Annotated in this window: 15 protein-coding genes; 6 read left to right on the top strand and 9 right to left on the bottom strand. The window is 69.0% G+C overall.

Annotation, left to right across the window (positions count from 1 at the left end; translation table 11 throughout):
• Positions 1-92 precede the first annotated feature (92 nt).
• Positions 93-3,125, top strand: coding sequence for a TonB-dependent receptor (locus tag IPN47_26665; GenBank protein MBK9411563.1), 3,033 nt, complete (start codon positions 93-95; stop codon positions 3,123-3,125).
• 166 nt (positions 3,126-3,291) lie between these two features.
• The gene (locus IPN47_26660) at positions 3,292-3,951 is read left to right on the top strand and encodes a YdeI/OmpD-associated family protein (protein ID MBK9411562.1); all 660 of its coding nucleotides are present in this window, start codon (positions 3,292-3,294) and stop codon (positions 3,949-3,951) included.
• Positions 3,952-3,954: 3 nt separating this feature from the next.
• On the opposite strand, the gene IPN47_26655 is transcribed toward IPN47_26660, so the two are convergent.
• Together IPN47_26655 and IPN47_26650 are read right to left on the bottom strand one after the other, a co-directional pair.
• Positions 3,955-6,072 (bottom strand): M1 family metallopeptidase, encoded by a 2,118-nt coding sequence (locus IPN47_26655; protein MBK9411561.1) that lies wholly within the window; start codon positions 6,070-6,072, stop codon positions 3,955-3,957.
• A 159-nt stretch (positions 6,073-6,231) separates the two neighbouring features.
• Positions 6,232-6,840: a HupE/UreJ family protein gene (locus IPN47_26650; protein MBK9411560.1), complete on the bottom strand. Its 609-nt coding sequence runs from the start codon at positions 6,838-6,840 to the stop codon at positions 6,232-6,234.
• Positions 6,841-7,159: 319 nt separating this feature from the next.
• Here IPN47_26650 and IPN47_26645 point away from each other — a divergent pair, with 319 nt between their 5' ends.
• The gene (locus tag IPN47_26645) at positions 7,160-10,861 is read left to right on the top strand and encodes a carboxypeptidase regulatory-like domain-containing protein (protein MBK9411559.1); all 3,702 of its coding nucleotides are present in this window, start codon (positions 7,160-7,162) and stop codon (positions 10,859-10,861) included.
• 102 nt (positions 10,862-10,963) lie between these two features.
• Here the strand turns inward: IPN47_26645 and IPN47_26640 are convergent, their stop codons facing one another.
• Entirely contained in the window at positions 10,964-11,782 is an 819-nt protein-coding gene (locus IPN47_26640) for an alpha/beta hydrolase (protein MBK9411558.1), read from the bottom strand.
• On the opposite strand from IPN47_26640, the gene IPN47_26635 reads away from it, so the two are divergent.
• The gene (locus IPN47_26635; protein ID MBK9411557.1) at positions 11,772-12,584 is read left to right on the top strand and encodes a hypothetical protein; all 813 of its coding nucleotides are present in this window, start codon (positions 11,772-11,774) and stop codon (positions 12,582-12,584) included. The two genes, IPN47_26640 and IPN47_26635, sit on opposite strands and share 11 nt — an antisense overlap.
• Before the next feature lie 78 nt (positions 12,585-12,662).
• Here the strand turns inward: IPN47_26635 and IPN47_26630 are convergent, their stop codons facing one another.
• A complete protein-coding gene (locus IPN47_26630; protein ID MBK9411556.1) occupies positions 12,663-13,868 on the bottom strand; it encodes a di-heme enzyme in 1,206 nt (401 codons plus the stop codon).
• Between the two features lie 234 nt (positions 13,869-14,102).
• On the opposite strand from IPN47_26630, the gene IPN47_26625 reads away from it, so the two are divergent.
• Positions 14,103-14,729, top strand: coding sequence for a GNAT family N-acetyltransferase (locus IPN47_26625; GenBank protein ID MBK9411555.1), 627 nt, complete (start codon positions 14,103-14,105; stop codon positions 14,727-14,729).
• Positions 14,730-14,793: 64 nt separating this feature from the next.
• On the top strand, positions 14,794-15,810 hold the full coding sequence (locus IPN47_26620) for a hypothetical protein (GenBank protein ID MBK9411554.1): 1,017 nt from the start codon (positions 14,794-14,796) through the stop codon (positions 15,808-15,810).
• 97 nt (positions 15,811-15,907) lie between these two features.
• On the opposite strand, the gene IPN47_26615 is transcribed toward IPN47_26620, so the two are convergent.
• The 5 genes from IPN47_26615 to IPN47_26595 all read right to left on the bottom strand — a co-directional run bounded on the left by IPN47_26615 (position 15,908) and on the right by IPN47_26595 (position 22,203).
• Positions 15,908-17,104, bottom strand: coding sequence for a DUF1343 domain-containing protein (locus IPN47_26615; GenBank protein ID MBK9411553.1), 1,197 nt, complete (start codon positions 17,102-17,104; stop codon positions 15,908-15,910).
• 248 nt (positions 17,105-17,352) lie between these two features.
• Positions 17,353-18,375, bottom strand: coding sequence for a cytochrome d ubiquinol oxidase subunit II (locus tag IPN47_26610; protein ID MBK9411552.1), 1,023 nt, complete (start codon positions 18,373-18,375; stop codon positions 17,353-17,355).
• A 54-nt stretch (positions 18,376-18,429) separates the two neighbouring features.
• On the bottom strand, positions 18,430-19,803 hold the full coding sequence (locus tag IPN47_26605) for a cytochrome ubiquinol oxidase subunit I (protein ID MBK9411551.1): 1,374 nt from the start codon (positions 19,801-19,803) through the stop codon (positions 18,430-18,432).
• Between the two features lie 134 nt (positions 19,804-19,937).
• Positions 19,938-21,413 carry an amidohydrolase gene (locus IPN47_26600; protein MBK9411550.1) on the bottom strand — a complete coding sequence of 492 codons (1,476 nt, stop codon included), beginning with the start codon at positions 21,411-21,413 and terminating at the stop codon, positions 19,938-19,940.
• A gap of 232 nt (positions 21,414-21,645) precedes the next feature.
• Complete coding sequence (locus IPN47_26595) at positions 21,646-22,203, bottom strand: Uma2 family endonuclease (GenBank protein MBK9411549.1); 558 nt, start codon at positions 22,201-22,203, stop codon at positions 21,646-21,648.
• Between the last annotated feature and the right edge of the window lie 204 nt (positions 22,204-22,407).

The following is a 22,407-nucleotide window of genomic DNA, read 5'->3' as shown; positions in this document are numbered from 1 at the left end:
CAGTCGGGATCGGGCGTGCCGAGTGCGTATGTGGCGAGGACCGGAGCGAGGAATACCCCGTGGCGAAAGATATGGCCGTACGTGTTCGCAGCATGCTCACCCTCGTGGTTCCGTTCGCGGTGGGCGCACTCGCCACCCGCGCCCACGCGCAGGATTCCACGCGCACCCGCCGCTTGCAGCCGGTGCGCGTGACGGTGACGCGTGAGGGTTCGCGTTCGGTTCTCGACCTCCCCTTCGGCGTCTCGCGCCTGCAGGTCGACTCCGGACGCAGCGGGATCCGACGGGCCTCGCTCACCGAACTGCTGATCAACGTCCCCGGACTCGCCGTCTCCAACCGCTACAACCCCACGCAGGACCCCCGGCTGGCCATCCGCGGCTTTGGCGCGCGATCTGCCTTTGGCATTCGCGGGGTGCGGGTCGTGCGCGACGGCGTCCCCCTCACCCTCGCCGACGGGCAGACGGCGGTCGACTTCGTCGATCTCGAAGGGGTGGGGAGCGCCGAGGTGATGCGAGGGGCAGCCGGAGCCCTGTATGGCAATGCGTCCGGCGGGGTGCTCGAGCTCAAGAGCGATCCCTTCCCCAAGGTGCGATTCGATCCCGCTTTTCGATTCGTGCGCAACGCCGATGCCTATCGCTGGAACACCACCCTGGCCGGGAGCGCGAAGGACAATGCGTTAGGCTGGCGCGTCACCTCGACGGGGAACAAGGGCGACGGGCCGCGCGACTATGCCGACTTCAGCTCGTCGGTGGTCTCGGGTGATGCGGCTTGGCGCCGCGACAACAGCGCGCTGCGCGCCCAATTCACCTGGTACGACGCCCCCACGGCCGAGAACCCCGGCGCGGTGACGGCGACCGAGCTGCGCGACGTGCCGACCGTCGCCGATTCGCAGAACATCCTGCGACGCGCCCGGAAGGAGGTGGGGCAGAAGCTCCTCTCGCTCACCGGCGAGCAGTCGTGGGATGCCGGCTCCGCCAGCGCGACCGTCTTCTCCGGATGGCGCGACCTGTACAACCCACAGGCGTTCGCCATCGTTGGCTTCGACCGGCGCACGTTAGGCGCCTCGGCGCGCCTCGAGCAGCGTGGCTTCACGCGCAATCACCTCTGGCGCCTCACCGTCGGCACCGACGTACAGTCGCAGCGCGACGACCGCCGCAACTGGAACAACTGCGCCGGACGCGTCGGTGCCGGGCGTCCCGTGGCGACCTGCCCTACCGTCGCCGACCAGGGGAGCGAGACGATCCACCAACTGGAGAAGGTCGGGAGCGCCGGCGTCTTTGCGCGAGGGGAGGTGAATCGCGCCTGGCTTACCGTCACCGGGACGCTGCGCGGCGACCAGACCGCCTTCAGCGTGCGCGACTACCGCGCCCGGTATGCCGTCGGTGGCGCGGTGCAGTCGCGCACGATGTCGGCCTTCACGCCCATGCTGGGGTTCTCGTTCCGCGTGCGCCCGATGCTGGCCCTGTACACCAACCTGGCCTCGTCGTTCGAGACGCCCACCACGACCGAACTCGCCAACCGCCCCGACGGCTCGGCGGGGCTCAATCGCGAGCTGCAACCGCAGCGCGGCGGGACGCTGGAGGCGGGGCTCAAGGGGGGGGTGGGGCGCCGGCTCTTCGTCGACCTCGCCCTGTTTCGCATTCGCACCCGCGATGAACTGATCCCGTTCGAGATTCCCAACAGCGGCGGGCGTCGCTACTTCCGCAACGCGGGCGAAACGAGTCGCCGTGGCGCAGAGCTCGGCGTCTCCGCCGCGTTAGGTCCCGTCGACCTCGGGGGAACGTTCACCGCCATCGACTACACCTACGACGACTACCTCGTCGGCACCACGCGCCTCGACGGGAACGCGGTCCCGGGTGTGGCCCCGATCATGTCGACGCTCTTTGCCACGGCGCGCCAGCGCTTCGGCTTTGCGACGCTGGAGATGCAGCAGGCCGGTCGCACCGCGGCCGATGACGCCAACACCAACTACGCCCCCGGCTGGGTGCTCTGGAACGCCCGGATGGGCCTCGCCCCGCACAATCGGCTTGGAATCCAGCCGGTTGTCGGCATCGACAACCTGTTCGACCGCCACTACGCGGCCAACGTCGTCACCAACGCCACGCGTGGACGGTTCTTCGAGCCGGGTGCGGGGCGTCGGGCGTACGTGTCGGTGCGGATCGGGATCGATAGGCCATCGCACATGGGGACGCGCAGCCCCGCCGCGCCGCCCGCGCGCAGGGCTGGCGTTGTCGCGTCTACCGATCTTGCCGGCTTCCGGTACTTGGCCGAGGATCGCCATGTCCTGCGCCCCGAGCCCCTCGGCGATGAGCGCATCCATGCGCGCGGCGATCGCCGCTATCACCGGCATCGGCTGATTGGCCGCCGACTCCAGCATCAGGCGCGCATCCTTGCGGGCGACTTCGAGCTCGAACGACGCCGAGTAATCTTCGGCGAGGATCTTCTTCGCGCGCACCGGATAGATGTTCTCCGGCTTGAAGCGCGAGAAGAGCGACCACGCCTCGGCGCGCGGGACGTCGAGGGCGTCGGCCAGGTGGAAGATGTCGGCCATGGCGCCGGCCATCGACAGAATCATCGCGTTGCCGAAGAGTTTGTAGCTGGCGGCCAGGTCGGGGCGTTCGCCCACGTACCACAGATCGCCGGTCATCGGCGTCAGCGCCGAGCGCACCTGTTCGAATCGCCCCGGCGGCCCGGCGACCATCATGATTCCCTGTGCCGCACGCGCCGCGGCCGGCGACATGAAGACCGGGGCGTGCAGGTAGCGGAGCCCTTCGTGCTCCAACCGTTCGGCGCGCGCGGCGACGCGGGCCGGGAGGTTCGTGGTGTGGTCGACGATGATGGCGTCGTGCGACAGCCCGTCGCGCATGCGCTCGATCGTGCTGTCGACCGTGGCGTCGTCGAGGAGGACGAGGTGGACCATCGTCGCCCCGTGTACCGCCTCTTCGGGATCGTCGGCGACTGTCGCTCCCTTCTCGGCCAGCGGCAACGCCTTGGCGCGCGTGCGGTTCCACACCGTCAGCTTCACCCCGCCGCGCGTGAGAAACCCCTCCGCAAACCCGGATCCCAGCAGTCCCGTCCCCAGCAACGCTACCTGATGCATCGCGAACTCCGTCGTCGGTTGGCGTAGCGACCCGCGCTCCCATGAGTGCGCGGAATCGTCACTCCCGAAGCTAGCGAAAACGGCGTCCCGATTGACAGCGCGCGGCGCCGTCCGCAATTCAGGGGACGCTGAGGCATCCCAGGCGCTCGTCGTCTGCGCCCCAATCACCCGTTCTCGTTATCCAGATCTCGCCATGGGCGTCCGCACTCCGCAGGTCGATCGCTACATCGCCAACGCCGCGCCGTTCGCGCAGCCGATCCTCGTGCACATACGAGACGTGGTGCACGCCGCCTGCCCCGACGTGGTCGAAGAGATCAAGTGGAGCTTTCCCTTCTTCACGTACAAGTCGGAGATCATCTGCGCGATGCGCGCCTTCAAGGCGCACTGCGGGCTCTTCTTCTGGAAGGGGGTGCTGGTCGTCCCCGACGGCAAGGAGGAGGGGATGGGGCAGCTCGGGAAGCTGACCTCGGTGAAGGAGCTTCCGTCGAAGGCGATCCTCACCGGCTACGTGAAGACGGCGATGACGCTCAACGAGGCGGGCGTGCCGGCACCGCACGTCGTCGGGCAGCGCGCCAAGGCGAAGAAGACCGCGGCCAAACCCGTCGAGATCCCGCCAGAACTCGAGGCCGCACTCACGCGCAACAAGAAGGCGGCCGCCGCGTTCGCGAAACTCGCTCCTTCGCATCGGCGCGAGTACGCCGCCTGGATCGCCGACGCCAAGCGCGAGGAGACCAAGGCCACGCGCGTCGAGAAAGCGGTGGCCCTGATCGCCCAAGGGAAATCGCAGAACTGGCAGTACGACGCGCGGCAGAAGGCGAAGCCGGCCGCGAAGCCGGCCGCGAAGAAGCGCTAGAGCCTAGGAGACCGTGTTCGGCTTCTTCCACGTGTTGTTCGACCGATCCACGTCGGCCAGCGCTTCCTTGGGATCCAGCACCACCTGCGTCACCGTCTTCTTCGAGAAGAAGCCGTAGGTGAAGGCCAGTTCGTTGCGACGCCAGACGTCGGCGGGGAGCTTCACCAGCTCCTTCGTGCCGTCGTCATACGTGACCTCGATCTGCAGCGGCAGGACCAGACCGCCCTTGTTCTCGATCTTGACGCGGTAGTACGTCTGCCCCGCCTTGGCCGGCCCTAACAACGAATCGCCGGCCTGCGACTCGACCGCGGCTATCGACTGGTCGTTGGCGTAGGTCGTGTAGAACCAGCCGCGCCAGAAGTAGTTGAGCTGCTCCCCCGCGCCGTCCTCGATGGAGCGGAAGAAGTCGGCCGGTTGCGGGTGCTTGAACATCCACTTCTTCGAGTACTCCTTGAACGCCTCGTCGAAGAGCGAGTCGCCCAGCACCTGCTCGCGCAGCATCACCAGTCCGGCGGCCGGCTTGGAGTAGCCGTTGTTGCCGAACTGCGCCTGGATGTCGTTCGATTCGGTCATCAGCGGGACCTGCGCGTCCTGCTTCATGTATCCCACGATGTTCTTCGCCGGCCCGCGCTGCGTGGGATAGTTGGGGTCCCAGTCCTTCTCGGCGTAGTACTGCAGGAACGAGTTGATCCCCTCGTCCATCCAGGTCCACTTGCGCTCGTCCGAGGCGACGATCATCGGGAACCAGTTGTGCCCGACCTCGTGGATGGTGACCGAGATGAGGGCACGGGCCAACCCCGGCGAGACCTTGCCGTCCGGCGTCGGGCGCGCGCCGCAGAAGGCGATCATCGGGTACTCCATCCCGAAGACCGGGCCGTGCACGTTGACCGCCTTGGGATACGGATACTCGAACGACATCCGCCCGTAGGTCTTCATGGTCTGGGCGATCGCCTTGGTGCTGACGGAGTCCCAGAGCGGCATGGCGTCGCGCGGATAGAGCGAGTGCAGCTCGATCGTCTTGTCGGTCGGGCGGTACTTGAACCCCATCGCGTCCCACACGTACGTCTTGCTGGAGACCCACGCAAAGTCGCGCACGTTCTCGGCGTGGAACTTCCACGTGAGCGGCGCCGTGCCGGCGGGGCGCGCTGCGGGCTTCATCACCTCGTCAGGCGCAACAATGAACACCGGCGTGTCGCTCGTCCACGCCTTGGCCAGGCGCTGCTGCTGCGTGACGGTGAGCACCTGTGTCGGGTTGGTGAGCACCCCGGTCGCGTTGACGATGTGGTTGCGCGGGACCGTCACCTCGACGTCGTAGGTGCCGAAGTTGAGGTAGAACTCGCCCTGCCCCAGGAACTGGTCGGTCGCCCACCCGTTCACGTCGTCGTACACCGAGGCGCGCGGGAACCACTGCGCGAGTTCGTACAGCCAGCCGTCCTTCACCAGCTCCTTGGCGCCGCGCCCGTTGTGCCCGCCTTCGGGGACCTTGTTGGTCCAGTCGATGTCGATCACGGCCTTCTGGCCCGTCGCGATCGGCGCCGCCAGGTGCACCTTCATGACCGTGCCGTTGATCACGTAGCGGGCGTTGGTCTTGATCCCCTTGGCGTCCACCACCTGCACACGCGTGAGGTTGTAGCCGCCGTCGAAGGCCTCGGGGGCCAGGAAGCGTCGCGCCTGCTCGGGGATGCGCGACGGGAGCGCCTGCTGCACCAGCGCCGCGCGCGAATCGGCGCGATCGATGTTCTGGTCGAGCTGGAACCAGACGTACGAGAGCTGGTCGGGGGAGTTGTTGTGGTACGTCACCCGCTCCGACCCGGTCACCGTGTGCGCCACCGTGTCGAGCGAGGCCTTGATGGCGTAGTCCACGCGCTGCTGCCAGTACCGGGAGCCCGGCGACCCGGCCGCATTGCGGAACTCGTTAGGGTCGGGCCATTCGTCGATCGCCCGGAACGACGACTGGTTGGTCTTCTTGTCCTTGGCGTTGAGCCAGTTCTGGGCGTTGGCCGCGGGCGCGGCGAGCGCCAGCCACACCACGAGACGAGACGCCTGCCACAGCCAACGCCGGGACGAGACGACAGCCCCAGCGTCGGCTGGGGACGAGAAGACCAGATGGGAGACGCGCATGGTGGCAGGGTTCGGGAAGACGGGGAGAACAGGAGAAACGGGAGAACAGAGAGAGCGGGGACACCGGAAGAAGGGAGCGCGCGGGAACTGGAGTCGGGCGCAGTCACTTCAACCGTGGCAGCAGTAGTGGCATCAGCAGTGGCAGTAACGACGGCGCCTTCAACCGCCGGGCAGGCGTTCGACGATCATTCGCAGTCCGGCAAGCACACTCACCAGCGAAAGCGCCGTCGCCCAGCGGCGGCGCGTCAGCCCCGCCAGCTCGCAGGCGGCCGCCCCGGCCAGCAGGACGACGGCGACGATTGCCAGCTGGCCGATCTCCAACCCCACGTTGAAGGCGAAGAGCGGCAGGAGGATCGATTCCTCGCCGCCCAGCATCGCCCGAAGGAAGTTGGAGAACCCCAGCCCGTGGATAAGGCCAAAACACCCGGCAAGTACGTACAGGAGCGCATGACGCTCGGGGGCGTACGCCTCACCGGTCGCCTCCGAGCGGCGACGGGCCAGCATGGAGTACCCGGCGGTGACGACGATGGTCACCGGGATCAGGAGCTCGATGGTTGGCGCATGGACCCGGACCAGCTGGAGCGTCGCCAGCCCCAGGGTGACCGAGTGCCCCACGGTGAAGGCCGTGACCAGCCAGAGCAGTCGCCGCCAGTCGCGCGGCGCGTAACCCGCGACCAGGGCCACGATGAACAGGATATGGTCGTAGCCCTTGAGGTCGGCGATGTGGCCGACCCCAAGGCGGAAGTACGTGACGAATTCGGAAGACATGGCCGGTGGCCAGAGAAGGTGTCGCGCGGCCCGATTCACGGCGACTCCGCACGCACGGACGGTCTGTGGGACGGGACGAACGGTCGCCCGCAGATGGCAAGCCGTCCGCATGGGCCGATAATGCCAATCAGCGCAGAAGCTTAGCGTCCCAGCCGGGACGAATCGACAACACCGCCGGCGCGGGTCGCGTTAACAATCGCCGTACCGAACCGTCCTACGTCGGTCCCCAGAGATGTACCACCCGAGGGTTTGACTCGTGCTGACTATTGCAGGCCTCTTGCGCGCGCCACTGGTGCGCCGGGCCCTTCTGGCGTTCGCTTTGCTTTCCCCCGCGATCGCCCGCGCCCAGATGGGCGCCTCCACCGACATCATCACCGGCACGGTCATTCGCGCCGAGACCAACACGCCGCTCGAAGGGGCGGCCGTTGAAGTCACGTCCATCGAATCGAACGTGACCCGGCGCGCGCGCACGAACGCAGCTGGCAAGTTCACCGTCCTGTTTCCAGACGGAGGGGGCCAGTATCGCGTCATCACACGGTCACTCGGGCTCGCCCCCTCGACAGTGATGGTCGCTCGGCAGGCCGATGAAGATCGCCTGATGGTGACCATCCGCATGACGACCAACCCCACGGTGCTCGCCGCTGTCACCGTCCAGGCGCGGCAGAACGTCCCGCGGGAGGGCGACCGACCGGCCCCCGGTTCGGTCGAACGGGCGATGAACACGGACCAGGCCGCGCGCCTCCCGCTCGACGCCTCGGACCTCACCAACCTCGCCCTCACCGCCCCCGGCGTCGTCAGCATCACCGGGAGCGACTCGGCCTCGGCCGGCTTCTCGGTCGCTGGCCAGGCCCCGACCGCCAACAACATCACCCTCGACGGCCTCTCCTTCGGTTCGTCGCAGGTCCCGCAGGAGGCGGTGCGCAACTCGCGCGTCATCACCTCGGGATACGATGTCGCCCGCGGGCAGTTCTCCGGCGGCCAGATCGCGTCGACCACCCGCAGCGGGACCAATACGCCGCAGGGGAACTTCACGTACTCGCTGCGCGATCGTGGGCTCTCGGTCGAGGGCGAAGACCCGTCGCCGCTGGCCCAGGGCTTCAACCAGAACCAGTTCTCCGGCGGCTTCGGCGGCCCGGTCATCAAGGACAAGCTCTTCTTCTTCACCGCCCTGCAGCTCCGGCGGCGCGAAGACATCGTCCCTAACCTGGGCAACGCCGACGCCTCGACCCTCTCGCGCTTTGGCGTCGCCCCTGACTCGGTCACGCGCTTCTTCAACCTCGCCTCGGGGGCCGGGATCGCCCCCCGCGGGATCCTCGCCAACGATCGCACCGCCGACAACTACTCGGGGATCGTTCGCCTCGACTACCTCACCGAAGGCGGCCAGTCGCTCTCCATTCGCGGCGACTACTCCTTCAGCAATTCCGACCCGACACGCATCGGGACGCTCTCGCTCCCGCAGACCGGTGGCGACTCGCGCAACTGGGGGGGCGGCCTCGCGGCCACACTCACCAGCAACATCGGCGGGCGCTTCCTCAACGAGCTCAAGCTCTACACGTCGGTGAACAAGAACGCCGGCGACCCCTTCATTACCCTCCCGTTCGGCCGAGTGCAGGTCGCGTCGGACCTAGGCGACGGGGAGACCGGGATCTCGACGCTCACCTTTGGCGGCAACACCGGGCTCCCGCAGAAGGGGCGTACCAACGCCTTCGAGGGGACGAACGAGACGTCGTGGCTCTCCGAGGGTGGGGCGCACCGCTTCAAGCTCGGCGCCCTCTTCAACCTGCAGTCGTTCGAGCGTGACGTGACCACCAACCGGTGGGGGACGTACAGCTTCAATTCGCTCGCCGACTTCGAGAACGGGACGCCGGCCACCTACACGCGCACCCTCACGCCGCGCCTGCGCGAGGGCGCGGGGGCCAACGCCGCCCTCTACCTCGGCGACACGTGGCGCGTCTCGCGTGCCTTGCAGCTCACGGTCGGGGCGCGCGCCGAAGGGTCGTACTTCGGCTCCACCCCCACGTACAACCCGGCGGTGCAGCAGGCCTTCGGCTTCCGCACCGATGAGGTCCCCACCGAGTTCCGCGTGAGCCCGCGCATCGGCTTCACCTACTCGTTAGGGATCCCCGAGCAGGGCCGCTTCGCCCCGCCCACGTGGGTGATCCGCGGCGGCATCGGGGAGTTCCGCTCCGCCCCCTCCATCGGCCTTGTCGCCTCGGCGGCCGGCGCCACGGGCCTCCCCGACAACGAGTCGCAACTCGTCTGCATCGGCGCCGGTGTCCCGGTCCCCAACTGGAACCTCTACTCGCAGGATCCGTCGGCCATCCCGACGTCGTGCGCCACCGGTGGGAACCAGTTCCTCCCGACCTCGCGCCCCAACGTCACCGTCTTCGACGACAACTTCTCGGCCGCGCGTTCGATCCGTTCGTCGCTGGGCGTGCAGCATCGCTTCGCGCAGCGCTACAACATCAACGTCGACTTCTCGTACGCGCGCGGCGTGGCGCTCACCGGCTACACCGACGTGAACTTGCGCTCGACGCCGCAGTTTGGCCTCACGAGTGAAGCCGGTCGCCCGGTCTTCGTCGACGCGACGACGATCGTCCCGCTGACCGGCGCCGTCTCGGTGCTGGGTTCGCGCCGCAACGATGCCTTCGGGCAGGTGCTGGCCACGGGGTCCGACCTGTCGAGCGATTCCAAGCAGGTCACCGTCTCGATGGGCGGGATCACCTCGAAGGGGGCGATCCTCAACTTCTCGTACACGTGGGGGCAGACCAAGGACCAGGGGGCGAATGGCGGTGGCGGCGGTGGCCCGTTCGGTGGCTTTGGTGGCGGCGGTGGATTCAGCAGCTTCGGCGGTCCCACCACGGCCGGCAACCCGAACATCCGCGAGTGGGCGCCGAGCGACTTCGATCGCCGGCACACGATCGTTGGAACGATCACCTATCCGTTCAACCAGGCCATCGAAGTGACGGCATTCGGGCGCATGAGCTCGGGGTCGCCGTTCACGCCGATGGTGGGCGCCGACATCAACGGCGACGGATCGCGCAACGACCGCGCCTTCCTCTTCGATCCGTCGGTGGCCAGCTCGCCGACGGTCGCCGCGGGAATGCAGCGCCTGCTCGAGAATTCGCCCGACGCGGTCAAGTCGTGCCTCAACGCGCAGCTTGGCGGGATCGCCGGGCGCAACTCGTGCCGTGGGCCGTGGCAGCCGTCACTCGACCTGCAGCTCAACTGGCGCCCCAACTTCCTGGGCCTCAACCGCCGCCTGGCGATCTCGGTCCTGACCGTGAACACGTTAGGCGGGCTCGACCAGCTCCTGCACGGCTCCGACAACCTGCGCGGCTGGGGGCAGTTCCGCGGCACCGACAACACGCTGCTGTACGTGCGCGGCTTCGATCCCAACACCAAGGCGTACACGTACGAGGTCAACGAGCGCTTCGGCGCCAACCGCGCCGGGCAGAACGGGATCACCGTCCCCTTCCAGCTGGGCGTGCAGGCGCGCTACACGCTGGGCCCCGACCGCTTCCGCGACATGATTCGCGGGATGATCGGCGGTGGCGGCCCGGGCGGGCCCGGGGGCTTCGGTGGCCCGGGCGGTGCCCAGGGGCAGCGTGGGGCGCAGGGTGCTCAGGGTGGCGGACCTGGTGGCGGTTTCGGGATGGGCGGGATGAACGCCAACCCGCTGCAGTCCATCCTGGCGCTCAAGGACTCGATCGCGATCACGGCGGAGCAGGTGGCGAAGTTGCAGCCGCTCAGCGACTCGCTGGCCGCCAAGAACAAGGCGTTAGGCGAGGAGTTCCAGAAGCTGATGAAGGACGCCGGTGCCAACCCCGACATGGGGGCACTCTTCGGGAAGATTCGCCCCAAGATGGAGGCGGCACAGAAGGAACGCACCGCGGCGCTCAAGTCGGCGCAGGCGATCCTGACGCCAGAGCAGTGGGAGAAGGTCCCCGAGCGCATTCGTAACCCGCAGCAGTTTGGGCCGGGTGGGCAGGGGCAGCGGCGGCCGCCAGGCGTCGAGTAGGCGCCGTAGCCTTCCTCGTCTCGAAGGGCGCCGGGCCACATGGCTCCGGCGCCCTTCGTCACGCTGGGGCGTGTCCATCGGCGTACGCCCGCGCATGGGCGGCTACGCGGCGTGGCTCCACTGTGCGAGGATCTCGCCCAGGTCGACCCCCGGCGCAATGAGGCAGATGTGTCCGTGCCCCTCGAGCACATGCAGTGAGGCATTAGGCACGCGTGCCATCATGTAGCGCGCCTGCTCCATCGACGGCACCAGGTGGTCGTGTGTCGAGGCGACGAAGAGCGTCGGCATCGTGAGCTCGCCGAGGTGCGGGCGCATGTCGTAGCGCTTCAGGATACGCAGGCGATTGACGTATCCCTCCTTCGTCGTGTAGCGCATCTCCTGCAGGAAGCGGTGGATCTCGCGCCGGTGCGTGTGCGGCGAGTGCATGCCGGCCGAGGTGAAGCGCCGCACCAGGAGCATCGCCCCCCACGGAATGAAGCGCAGTGAGATCAGCGCGGCATCGAGGCGGTGCTGCGGGAGGAAGCGCGAGAACGAGTTGATCACCACCAGCCGCTTCACGAGCTCCGGATGCGCGAGGGCGAGGCTCATCGACAGCGTCCCTCCAAACGACTCGCCGCAGACGATCGCGGGCTCGCCGGTGCGCGTCATGGCGCGGATGAGGCGCGCCAGATCCTCCACGAGGAGCTCCATGCGGTCGGCGTTGTCGCGCAGCTTGAGCGTCGCCACCGTGTAGTGGGGGGCGAGCCGGGGAATCTGCGAGTAGAACAGACGTCCGGTCCCATCCATGCCGGGGACGAGGACGAGCGGGGGGCCCTTTCCTTCGATGTGGAAGGCGCCGACCGAAGCCGGCTCGCCGATGACATGCTCGTCGGCCACCGCGTCGGGGAAAGTGCTCTGGTCCTTCTGCAGGATGTCAGGCATCGTCGTGGAGGCGGCCCTGTTCACCGCTTTTGGAGTCCTCGTGCCCATGGGAGTGCGAGCGATGATCGCAGCCAGGATCCGCTTTCTCTGGGCAGTCGCCAGCTACCTCGTGGTGCAGTCGCTCCTGCTGGGGGTGGCGGCGCTGCCGGGCGCCTTGGCGCTGCACGGGATCGCCCCCTACCTCCCCACTGCAACGTGGCAACGTGTCGTCGTGCTCGCAGTCGGGTTGCTCCCGATTTGCCTGCTGAGCGCGCTGACGCTCATCGTCGCCACCGCGGCGGCCATCCGCCTTCTCGGCTGGCGCACCCCGCTCGGGCAGGTGATGCCGATCGTCGAGTACGGCTGGCCGGTGCTGGACTGGGCGCGCCGAGGGATGTGCTCGCACGCGGTACGCCTGCTGGTGGGAACGCCCTTTCGCGGGACGCCGCTCTGGGGGCTCTTCCTCCGCCTCAACGGTGCGAAGATGGGGCGCGGCGTGTGGGTGAACAGCGTCGCCATCATCGACCACGACCTGCTGTCGTTCGGCGACGGCACCGTCATCGGGCACGACGTCCACCTGTCCGGGCACACGGTCGAGGACGGGTGTGTCAAGACCGGCACGGTCCGTGTAGGGCGCAACGTGACGATCGGCGTAGGCTCGGTGATCGGGATCGACGTGGATATCGGCGACGGCTGCAAGGTCGGCGCCCTGAGCTTCGTTCCCAAGCATGCGCGACTCGAGGCCGGCGCGACCTACGCGGGAAGCCCGGTGCGCCGGATCGACGACAAGCAGGAGCGGGTGAGCGAAAAACCAGGTCGTTAGGCTCGGGCCTTCACTCGTCGTCTCGCCGTGCTGGACCCCAGCGTTCGCTGGGGTGCTCGCTGTGCTCGCGTCTTCGCCCTACGGCAGCGCCCAGGGGTTCGAGAACCGCCGATCGGTGACCAGCGACGAGTCGCTCAGCGCGCGCAGGAAGGCCACGAGGTCGCCCTTGTCCTGCGTCGACAGCACGAGTGGGGCAATGCGCGGATCCTTGAAGGGGGAGTTCCGTCCATCGCCTGCGAGCGGCCCGGAGGGAATGAGGCGTCCACCGCGCGCGTAGTGCTCGACCACATCCTCGAGTGACCCGATGCTCCCGTCGTGCATGTACGGGAAGGTGAAGGCGAGGTTGCGCAGCGTGGGGATGCGGAACTTCCCCATGTCCTCCGGCCGGCCGGTGCGACCGAGCAACCCGCGGTTGTCGGCGGGATAGCTCCCGTCACCACCGATGTTGTAGAGCCCATTGTTGGCAAAGGCCGGCCGGCCGGCGGCGTCGGCATCGAAGGTCGCCGCGGTGGTGAAGAGCGGGCCGCGGTGGCACTCGCTGCATCTGAGCGCCGACGAGAAGAAGAGCTGCTGCCCGCGCAGCGCCGCAGCGCTCATCGCACCGGCCACCCCGCGCAGCTGCCGGTCGTACGGCGCGTTCCCCGTCACGACGGTGCGCTGGAAGGCGGCGAGCGCCCGCGTGACGTTGGCCACCGAGAACGGATCGGCGCTTCCCGTGAACGCGATGGGGAAGAGCTGCCGATAAAACGGCACCGCGCGCAGGCGATCGAGGAGCTGCCCCTCCATCCCCTTGAGTCCGAGCTCGACGGGATGATCGCCGAACATCGGGACGAGCGCCTGTCGCTCGAGGTCCGGGGTGACTGGGTCGGCCCAGGTGAGGACGCGGAAGTAGCCGCTGTTGGCGATGGTGGGGGAGTTGCGCGGATGCGGCTCGCCCGTGCTACCTAACGAGATGTTCCGCGCATCGGCGAAGCCGAACTCCTGCCGGTGGCACGAGCTGCAGGCAAAGGCGCCGTTCCCGGACAGGCGCGTGTCGTAGAAAAGGCGCCGCCCGAGTTCCACGCGCGCCGGCGACATCGGGTTGTCGGCCGGAATGGTGGGGAGGGGCCACTCCGCGGGGAGCGCCCAGGCAAAGTCCGCCGGGTCGCCAGAATACGGGTTGGCCGCCTCGTGCTCGCTGGCACAGCCGGACGCGACGAGGGCGCAGAACGAAAGCGCGCCCACCCCCCGGTACAGCGTGCGGGTGCGTCGAACGATGGTCAGGAGCGCGTGGGATGACGACAACGGCGGGCGTCCCTCTGCGTGGCCGGCGGTGACGTGCGGATGCGCGACGCGCGCGGTGCAGAGGCGGCGTGCGCAGACGAGCGTACCAACGACGTCCTTGCCGTCGGCGTGTCTCCCGTACAAACTCGCTGGGCCCCCGCGCGAGTCAAGCGCGGCGCCGCGACCCGACAGTACGCGGCCACCGCCGTGTGGTTGCGGTGACCGACCGTCCGACATCCCCTCGCTTTCCCCCTCGTGACGTTCGCCTCGCGGCTACGTACCGCGCGCCTTGTCATCCGTCGCTGGTCGCCCGACGACGCCCCGCGCCTCGCCGAGGCGATCGGGGCTAGTCTCGAGCACCTGCGCCCGTGGCTGGCGTGGGCACGCCAGGAGCCATCGCCGCAGGCGGAGCTCTTCCTGCGCCTCGATCGGTTCGCGCGCGACTTCGACGCCGATCGGGACTGGCCCTTCGCCCTCCTCACCGCCGACGGCGAAGTGGTCGTCGGCGGGGCGGGGCTGCATCGCACCGGTCGCGACGACACGCTCGAGGTGGGGTGCTGGCTGCGCGGCGACGTCGGAGGGCTGGGGTTGGCGAGCGAGGCAACCGCGGCGCTCTGTCACGAGGCGCTCTTTCGGCGCGACATGGCCGCGGTCGCGATTCGCTGCGCCGTGCACAACGTGCGCGCCGTGCGCCTGGCCGAGCACATGGGGTTCGTTAGGTTGGGCGCCGAAGAGGTCGAGGGGCTTGGCCGCGGCACCACGGGGGCCGGTGACGACATTGCGGGCGACGTGGTCCTCTACATGTTGCGCCGCGACGCCGTGCCGCAGGAGTCGCCGGTCCGATCGTGGCCCGCGGGGTACGACGAGGAAGACCGTGCCTAGCCACCCCACATCGCTGCGACCGCCCGACCGAATGCGTCCACTTCCACGCCGTCGATGGATTCCGATGGCCGCCCTGCTGCTCGCCCTGATCGCTGCGTGCGGCTCAGGGGCGTCCGATCGCACGGACCAGGGAGGGGGGCAGCAGGCGACGCGGCGGCGCGCAGGGGACCAGAAGGGGAAGGGCAAGAAGGCGAAGGCGAAAGCCGACACCGTGCCTGCGGCGACCGCGGTCGTCACGTTGCGATTGGCGGAACCGCTGGCGACGCTCGAGCGCTCGGCCGCTGCCGTGAGCGCGGTGGCCCCCGACGTGGTATACACGATCAACGACTCGGGGCACGACGCCGACCTCTTCGCCTTCGACACGACGGGGGCACACCGCGGGCGCTGGACGATTCGCGGCGCACGCAATCGCGACTGGGAGGCGCTCGCCGTCGGGGTGTGTGGCGAGCGGGGTGCCGCGCGTGCGGCCTCGTGCGTGTACGTGGGCGACGTTGGCGACAACGAACGGCAACGCACCGCCCTCGAGATCTATCGCATCGCGGAACCACTGGGCCGGGCCGGGGGGACGCGCGGCGCGCTGCAGTCCACGGTGCTCTCGGTGCGTTTTCCCGATCGCGCGCACAATGTCGAGGCGATGTACGTGGCAGCTGACGGCGCCATCGTCCTGATCACGAAGGTCAGCGGGCACCTCGTCGGCGTCGACGACGAGCGGCCACGGCTCTACCGCATCCCCGCCTCGGCGTGGACTGCCGGAACCTCGGCGATCGCGGCGCTGGTCGATTCGCTTCCTGAGTTCCCGGGGGGAGGACGCAAGCGCATGGTGACCGACGCGGCGCGTTCGGCCGATGGGCGCTTTCTCGCGGTGCGCACTTACACGTGGGTCGCCACGTTCCCCCTCGATTCGGCCACCGGGCTTCCGCGCCGCGGTGTGGCGCCGGCGCTCTGCGCGCTCGACGCCCTGGCCGAGCGACAGGGCGAAGGGATCGGATTCCTCGGTGCGTCGGGGGGGCGCTTCGTCCTCACGAGCGAAGGGGGCGAGGAGCCGTTGCGGCTGGCGACCTGTCCCGTCCCTGCGCGCTGAGCACCGCGCGTCGAGCACCGTGCGTTGAACACCGTGCGCTGGACGCCGCGCGTTGAGCGACGCACGCGAGCGACCGGTTGCGTGCCGCGCCGGTGCTTCAGCGGTACAGCAACGCTTCGCGCACCGACGCGTCCCAGTCGCCGGTCGAGGTCCACGCCGCGAGCAACGCAGGGGTGAGGCGGACCGTCGCATCCTCGAGCGGTTGGGCGATGGTGCGCACGCCGGCCAGGCGGGCGAAGTGGTGCTCGCCACTCGGGTTGGCCGCTGTGGGATACGTGGACCACGCGAAGTGCTGGCGATGCGTGCGAACGACCGCCGCCATCAGGCGCAGTGCGAGGGCCACGGGGCGCACGCGCTCGGCGTCGGTGACGCGCACGCGAACGCCGACGCAGGCTTCACCTCGGTAGGGATACTCCGTGGGAGTGAGGGGCTCGGCGTGCAGCGTGACCGCATCACCCTCGCTCACGGCCATCGCGTCGATGACCAGCGCCGCGTCGAGCCATGGCGCCCCCACCCACTGGAAGGGGATCGTGCTGCCGCGCCCCACGCTCAGGTTGGTCCCCTCGAACAGGCAGAGCCCGGGGTAGAGCTGCGCCGACGCGAACGATGGCATCGCGGGCGATGTCGGGACCCACGGGAGCGCGAGCGATGGCCACTGCTGATCGCGTGACCATCCCTCGCAGCGCATCACCTCGAGCTGCGCCCCGCGCACGCGTGTCTGCGCCCAGTGCATCGCCAGTTCGCCCAGCGTGAGCGCGTGGCGGATGGGGATCGACCAGCGGCCCACGAACGAGGCACACGTCGCCTCGTCGAGTCGTGGCCCCTCGGCGCTCGACAGGACGCCGCCTAACGGGTTGGGGCGATCGAGCACGACGAGCGGGACGCGCGTGCGCGCGCACGACTCCAGGACGTGCGAGAGCGTCCAGGTGTAGGTGTAGAAGCGCGCTCCCACGTCGGGGACGTCGAAGAGCACGAGGTCGAGGTCGGCGAGGCTGTCGTCGGGCGGGGCGAAGCGATCGCCGTAGAGCGAGACGACCGGGAGCCCGGTGGTAGGGTCGACGGCGTCGTGCATCGGTGCGCCATCGTCGCCACGCGCGCTGAGGCCGTGCTCGGGCGAGAAGAGGCGCACCAGCGGGACGCCGGCGTCGAGCAGTGCTACGCGCCCCGCTCGCGTGACGTCGCCGGCGAGCCGCGCGGCGTGATTGGTCACCAGCCCCACGCGCGCGGCGGGCTGGAGAATCGACGGCGAGTCGACGACGCGATCGATGCCGAAACGAACGGGCGACGCGGTCATGGAGGCGCGGGGAGCGCAGGCGGGAAGCGGGGGCGACGCGAGGCGTTGGAGTGTACGGCGCGCTGAGCGCAACGAGCGCACGGCAACCAACTGGAGGCAACCAACTCGAGGCAACGAACGGAAGGCGACGAACCCACCCCCCGGGCGACGAACCCGGCGACGAACCCCAACGAACCCCAGGCGACGAACGAACCCAGGCAACGAACTCGAGGCGACACGTTCACGACCTCGCGCTCACCACATCTTCGTCAGTGTGACGACTCCGGGCTCTCGTCGAGCGAGGCGAAGGCAGACGGGCGCGCCTTGAACACCCGGAAGAGGTACACGAGCGAGGGGACGAGGACAACCGCGCCGAGGGCGAGGGCGCCGAGGGTGAGTCGCAGGGTGATGGGCGGGGCGGCGGCGGCCTGGATCGTCAGCGTCTCGGGGATGATGAAGGGATACAGCGAGATCCCCCATCCCCAGAGGATCAGCGAGACCTGCGCCCCGGCCGCCAGTCGCGCCACGCGATAGCGTCGCACGATGAGGGCGGCGAAGGCGAGCAGCGCCATGACGGCGGTTGCCAGCTGCAACGGCAGTGCGGCGGGCGACTGCGTCACCCCCACGAGGATGCGCGGTGCGTAGGCACGCGCGAGGGCGAGCGTCCCGAAGGCGCACAGGAAGAGGGCCATCCCGGCCCCCAGCGCGCGCCGCCGGAAGTCGCGCTGCAGCCCCACGTCGCCCTCGGCCTCCACCGTCAGGTACACGGCGGCGAGAAAGGCGAAGAGGACGAGGGCGAAGAGTCCGACGCCGAGGACGAACGGGTTGGTCCACGGGAGGACGAAGCGCTCGAGGAAAGGGGCGCCGGGGTTGGACGACGCGCTCCCCACCGCCCCGGCCGACATCGCCCCGACGCAGATGCCTAACGCCGCCGGCGTCAGGATGCTGGACCAGGAGAAGACGAGCCCCCAGCGCCGCTGCACGTCGTCGGCGGACGAGTCGTAGGTCCGGAAGGTGAAGGCCGAGCCGCGCAGCACCACGCCCACGAGCATGAGCGTGAGCGGGATGTGCAGCTCGGTGACGATGGTCGCGAACGCGGGCGGGAAGCAGGTGAAGAGGAGCACCACCACGAGGATGAGCCAGACGTGGTTGGCCTCCCAGATGGGGCCGATGGCGTGCGCGATGAGGGCGCGTTGCTCCTCGCGCCGTGGCTTGGTGGCCAGAAGGTCCCACACCCCGCCGCCGAAATCCGCGCCCCCCAGCAGCACGTAGGCGTTGAGCGCCGCGAGCATGATCGCCGCGAGCGCGCCGGGGAGGGTGAGGAGCGTCGACGCCGTCTCCATGCGTCAGTCCCCGGCGGCGACGGCTGTCGCGCCCGCAGGTGTCGTCCCCGCCGGCGGCGTGGGACGCCGGAACGTTCCGGTCTGCGTGGGGGCCACGGCGAACTGTCGCATGAGCAGGTACGCGACGATGACGCCGAGGAAGACGTACAGCACGGTGAAGAGGAGGAAGGGGACGATGAGCCCCGGCATGGGGGTCACCGCGTCGGCGGTACGCAGCACCCCCTGCACGATCCACGGCTGCCGCCCCACCTCGGTCACCACCCACCCGGCCTCGGTGGCGATGAAGCCCATCGGCGTTCCAGCGATGATCGCCAGGAGCAAGAGGCGCTGGTTGGCCAGGTCACGCTTGCGCCAGCGACTCCAGAGCGCCCACAGCGACAGCAGCGCCATGTACGAGCCGAGCCCCACCATCAGCTGGAACGCGACGTGCACGATGGCGACGGGGGGCCAGTCTGCGCGTGGCACCCGGTCGAGCCCTTGCACTTCGGCGTTGGGGTCGCCGAAGGCCAGGATCGACAGCGCCTTGGGGATGTCGATCGACCAGCGCGTCTGCGCCGCCGCTTCGTCGGGCCACCCGCCGATGCGGAGCGGGGCGCCGCGCTCGGTGGTGAACTGCCCTTCCATCGCCGCCAGCTTCGCCGGCTGCAGCGTGGCCACCGCCTTGGCGGAGAGGTCGCCCGAGAGCGGCTGCAGGAGCGCTGCCGGAATCGCCATGCGCAGCGCGATGCCTAACGCCTTGCGATGGAAGCCGCTGCGTCCGTGGCGCCGCAGGAAGAAGGCGTGGATCCCCGCCACGGCAAAGCCGGTCCCCGCATAGGCGGCGAGCGTCATGTGCAGCGTCTGTGGCAGCGCGGCCGGCGTCGTCAATGCCAGCAGCGGGTCGATGTCGACCGCGACACCGTCGCGCATCACGAAGCCGATCGGCGCATTCATCCAGGCATTGGCGATCACCACGAAGACCCCGGAAACGGCCCCGCTCACCGCCACCAGCACCCCGGCCCACAGGTGCGCCCGTGGCGTGATGCGGTTCCACCCGTACAGGTAAACGCCGAGAAAGATCGCCTCGGTGAAGAAGGCGAACCCCTCGAGCGAAAACGGCATTCCGATGATCGCCCCGGCGAATTTCATGAAGCCGGGCCAGAGGAGGCCGAGTTCGAGCGACAGGACGGTCCCCGAGACCGCCCCGACCGCAAAAAGGATCGCCGTCCCCTTGGCCCACCGCTTGGCCAGGTCCAGGTAGACCGCCTCGCCGGTGCGCAGGTGCTTCCACTCCGCCAGCACCATGAGCAAGGGCATCCCGATCCCCACCATCGCGAAGATGATGTGGAAGGCGAGCGACATCGCCATCTGGGAGCGAGCGGCAAGCAGGTCGGACACGGGCGACGGATCGGGAACGGGCACGCGGGAGCAGGAGGACCGAGGATCCCCCTGCGAACTTAACTCGCGACCCGCTGCCCAGGTTGCGCCCGGTTCCGGGGCCTCCCCGCCGACCGCTCCGTGCGAACGGCGTGCTACTTCCGATAGTCGAGCGCGGGCTTCTCGCGGTCGAGCCGGGTGCGGTAGACGAAGTTGGGGCCGCGGCGCTGGTCGAACTCCGCCCGGGCCTTGGGAATGATCGTGGCGTCGGTGAACAGCTCGATCGCCGTGAGGCTCATCGTCTTGGCAGCCACCAGCATCCCCTTGGCACCGATCGGCGTGCCGCCAGCCGCAACCGCCTGCCAGGAGTGCGCTGGCGTTCCCGGGACCCAGGTGGCCGCGCTCAGCTGCACCGTCGGCACCGCCCACGAGACGTCACCCATGTCGGTCGACGCCGGATCCACGCCGCCGCCAGTGAAGGGGAGGACGCGCCCCGCATCCTCGATGGGAGGGACGGGGCCGTCGAGCGTCTTCTGCAGCGTCGCGGCAAACGCCTTGTCCTCCGCCGTGTACTGCAGCCCGCCCACGCGCTCCAGGTTCTTCTGCTGGATGCGCCCCAGCACCTCGTTGGGGAGGACGTTGTAGACGGCGGCGATGGTCTCGTGCTCCACCGTCGTTCCCGTCCCCATGGCCGCCCCCTTGGAGGCGGCGATGATGCGCTCCCAGATCTGGTCCAGGACGCGCATGTCGCTCTGGCGCGCGTACATGAAGACCTCGGCGAAGTCGGGGACCACGTTAGGCGCCCGTCCCCCGGCCGTGATCACGTAGTGGATGCGCGTGTCCTGCGGGACGTGCTCGCGCATCATGTTGACCATGTGCGTCATCGCCTCCACGCCGTCGAGCGCCGAGCGTCCCTTGTCGGGGGCGGCGGCGGCGTGCGACGAGATGCCGCGGAAGCGGAACTTGGCCGAGATGTTGGCCAGCGTGCTGTTGGCGTCGGCCATGTTGCGGTCGCCAGGATGCCAGGCGACGACGGCATCCACGTCCTTGAACAGCCCCGCGCGCACCATGTACACCTTGCCGCCACCCCCTTCTTCGGCCGGCGTCCCGTAGAAGCGCAGCGTCCCCGGGATCTTGTTGGCGACCATCCACTCCTTGACCGTGATCGCCGCGGCCACGGACGCGGTTCCGAAGAGGTGATGCCCACAGCCGTGTCCGGCCCCCCCCTCGGTGACGGCCTTCTTGAACGGGGTGGCCTCCTGCGAGAGCCCCGGCAGTGCGTCGAACTCGCCGACGATGGCGATGACCGGCTTGCCGCTTCCGTAGGTGCCGATGAAGCCGGTCGGCTCACCCGCCACGCCGACGTCGAGCGAGAAGCCGGCGCTCTTCAGCTCCTGCTGGAGGAGCGCACTCGACTTCTGCTCCTGGTAGCCGACCTCGGCGAACCCCCAGATCTGCTTGGCGATGCCGGCGTAGTGGTCAAATCGCGCGTCGAGCGCGGCGATGATCGGCTTGGCCGGGTCGGCCTTTCCCCGCTGTGCGTGCGCGGGGGCGGGGAGCAGGAACGACACGCCGGCGCCGAGGGCGCAGGCCAACGCGAAGGCGCGCTTGGGAGAACGGACGAGAGGCATGGCAGGGCACGGTGGAAGTGTCCGGCCAACATACGGGGGGGCTTGAGCGCGTCAATCGAGGTAAGGAGAAGAGTGTTCGCCGGAGCGACCGCTTCCTGCGGCCGGCGCTCACGTTGTCGCGCTCTCGCTCACGTGACCCGCGTCCCGTCCCCCGCCTTCCGCTTCCCGCCGCCCGCCGCCCGCTTCCCGCGCCGCGTCGTCTCCCGTGTCCCGTCTCGGCGCCTCTTAGGGTTCAGCCCTCGCCCAGCGCCTCGACGAACAGCGCGCCGATGTCGAGGTCGAGCGGGGGGATCCCCGGGACGGGTTCCCAGCGGAGGACGCTGTCGAGGACCTCGGGACGTTCGTCATCGGGACGCCAGCGGTCGATCACTCGCGAGTTCACGTCAACGATCCAGTACTCGCCGACCCCCTCCTGCATGTAGATGCGGCGCTTGGTAATGCGGTCCCGGCGGGCGGAGGCGGGCGACACCACCTCGACGGCCAGCAGGAGACGACGCATCTGCTCCCAACTCGTCGGACGCTTTCCGTTCGTGGTGGCCGCGACGAAACAGTCGGGCTGCAGGAGTCGCGCTGCCGAGAACTCGAGATCCGCCGGCGAAAACACCGTCACGCCGAATCCATGCCTGGCAGTGTAGTCGTACAGCAGGCGGTAGATCGCGCCGACCACCAACTGATGCACCCCGCTCGGCGCCGGCGTCACCGCCAGCACCCCGTCGAGCACCTCGTAGCGATTCCCGTCGCCAGGAAGTGCTCGTGCCCGCTCCGCCGTCCAGTCCTGTGCGATTGGCATGACCATACCGTACCCCACACTCGGCAATCCTCGCAAGGGTTCACGCCCGAAAGCCTAACGCTCGGCCCATCGCGCGCCCGTACCCGAAACGCCCGCACCCAACCGTTCCATTGCCGAGCGCGACTTTCCGAGCGGCGCGTGCCGAGGTAGCATCTGTCGAGCGTCGATCACCGTCCGGTGATCGGGCGCGGCATGTCAGGACAC

It is taken from the genome of Gemmatimonadota bacterium (assembly GCA_016719105.1).
Taxonomy (GTDB): domain Bacteria; phylum Gemmatimonadota; class Gemmatimonadetes; order Gemmatimonadales; family Gemmatimonadaceae; genus SCN-70-22.
Note: the sequence above shows the minus strand (reverse complement) of the source record. Positions and strands in the feature narration are given on the sequence as shown.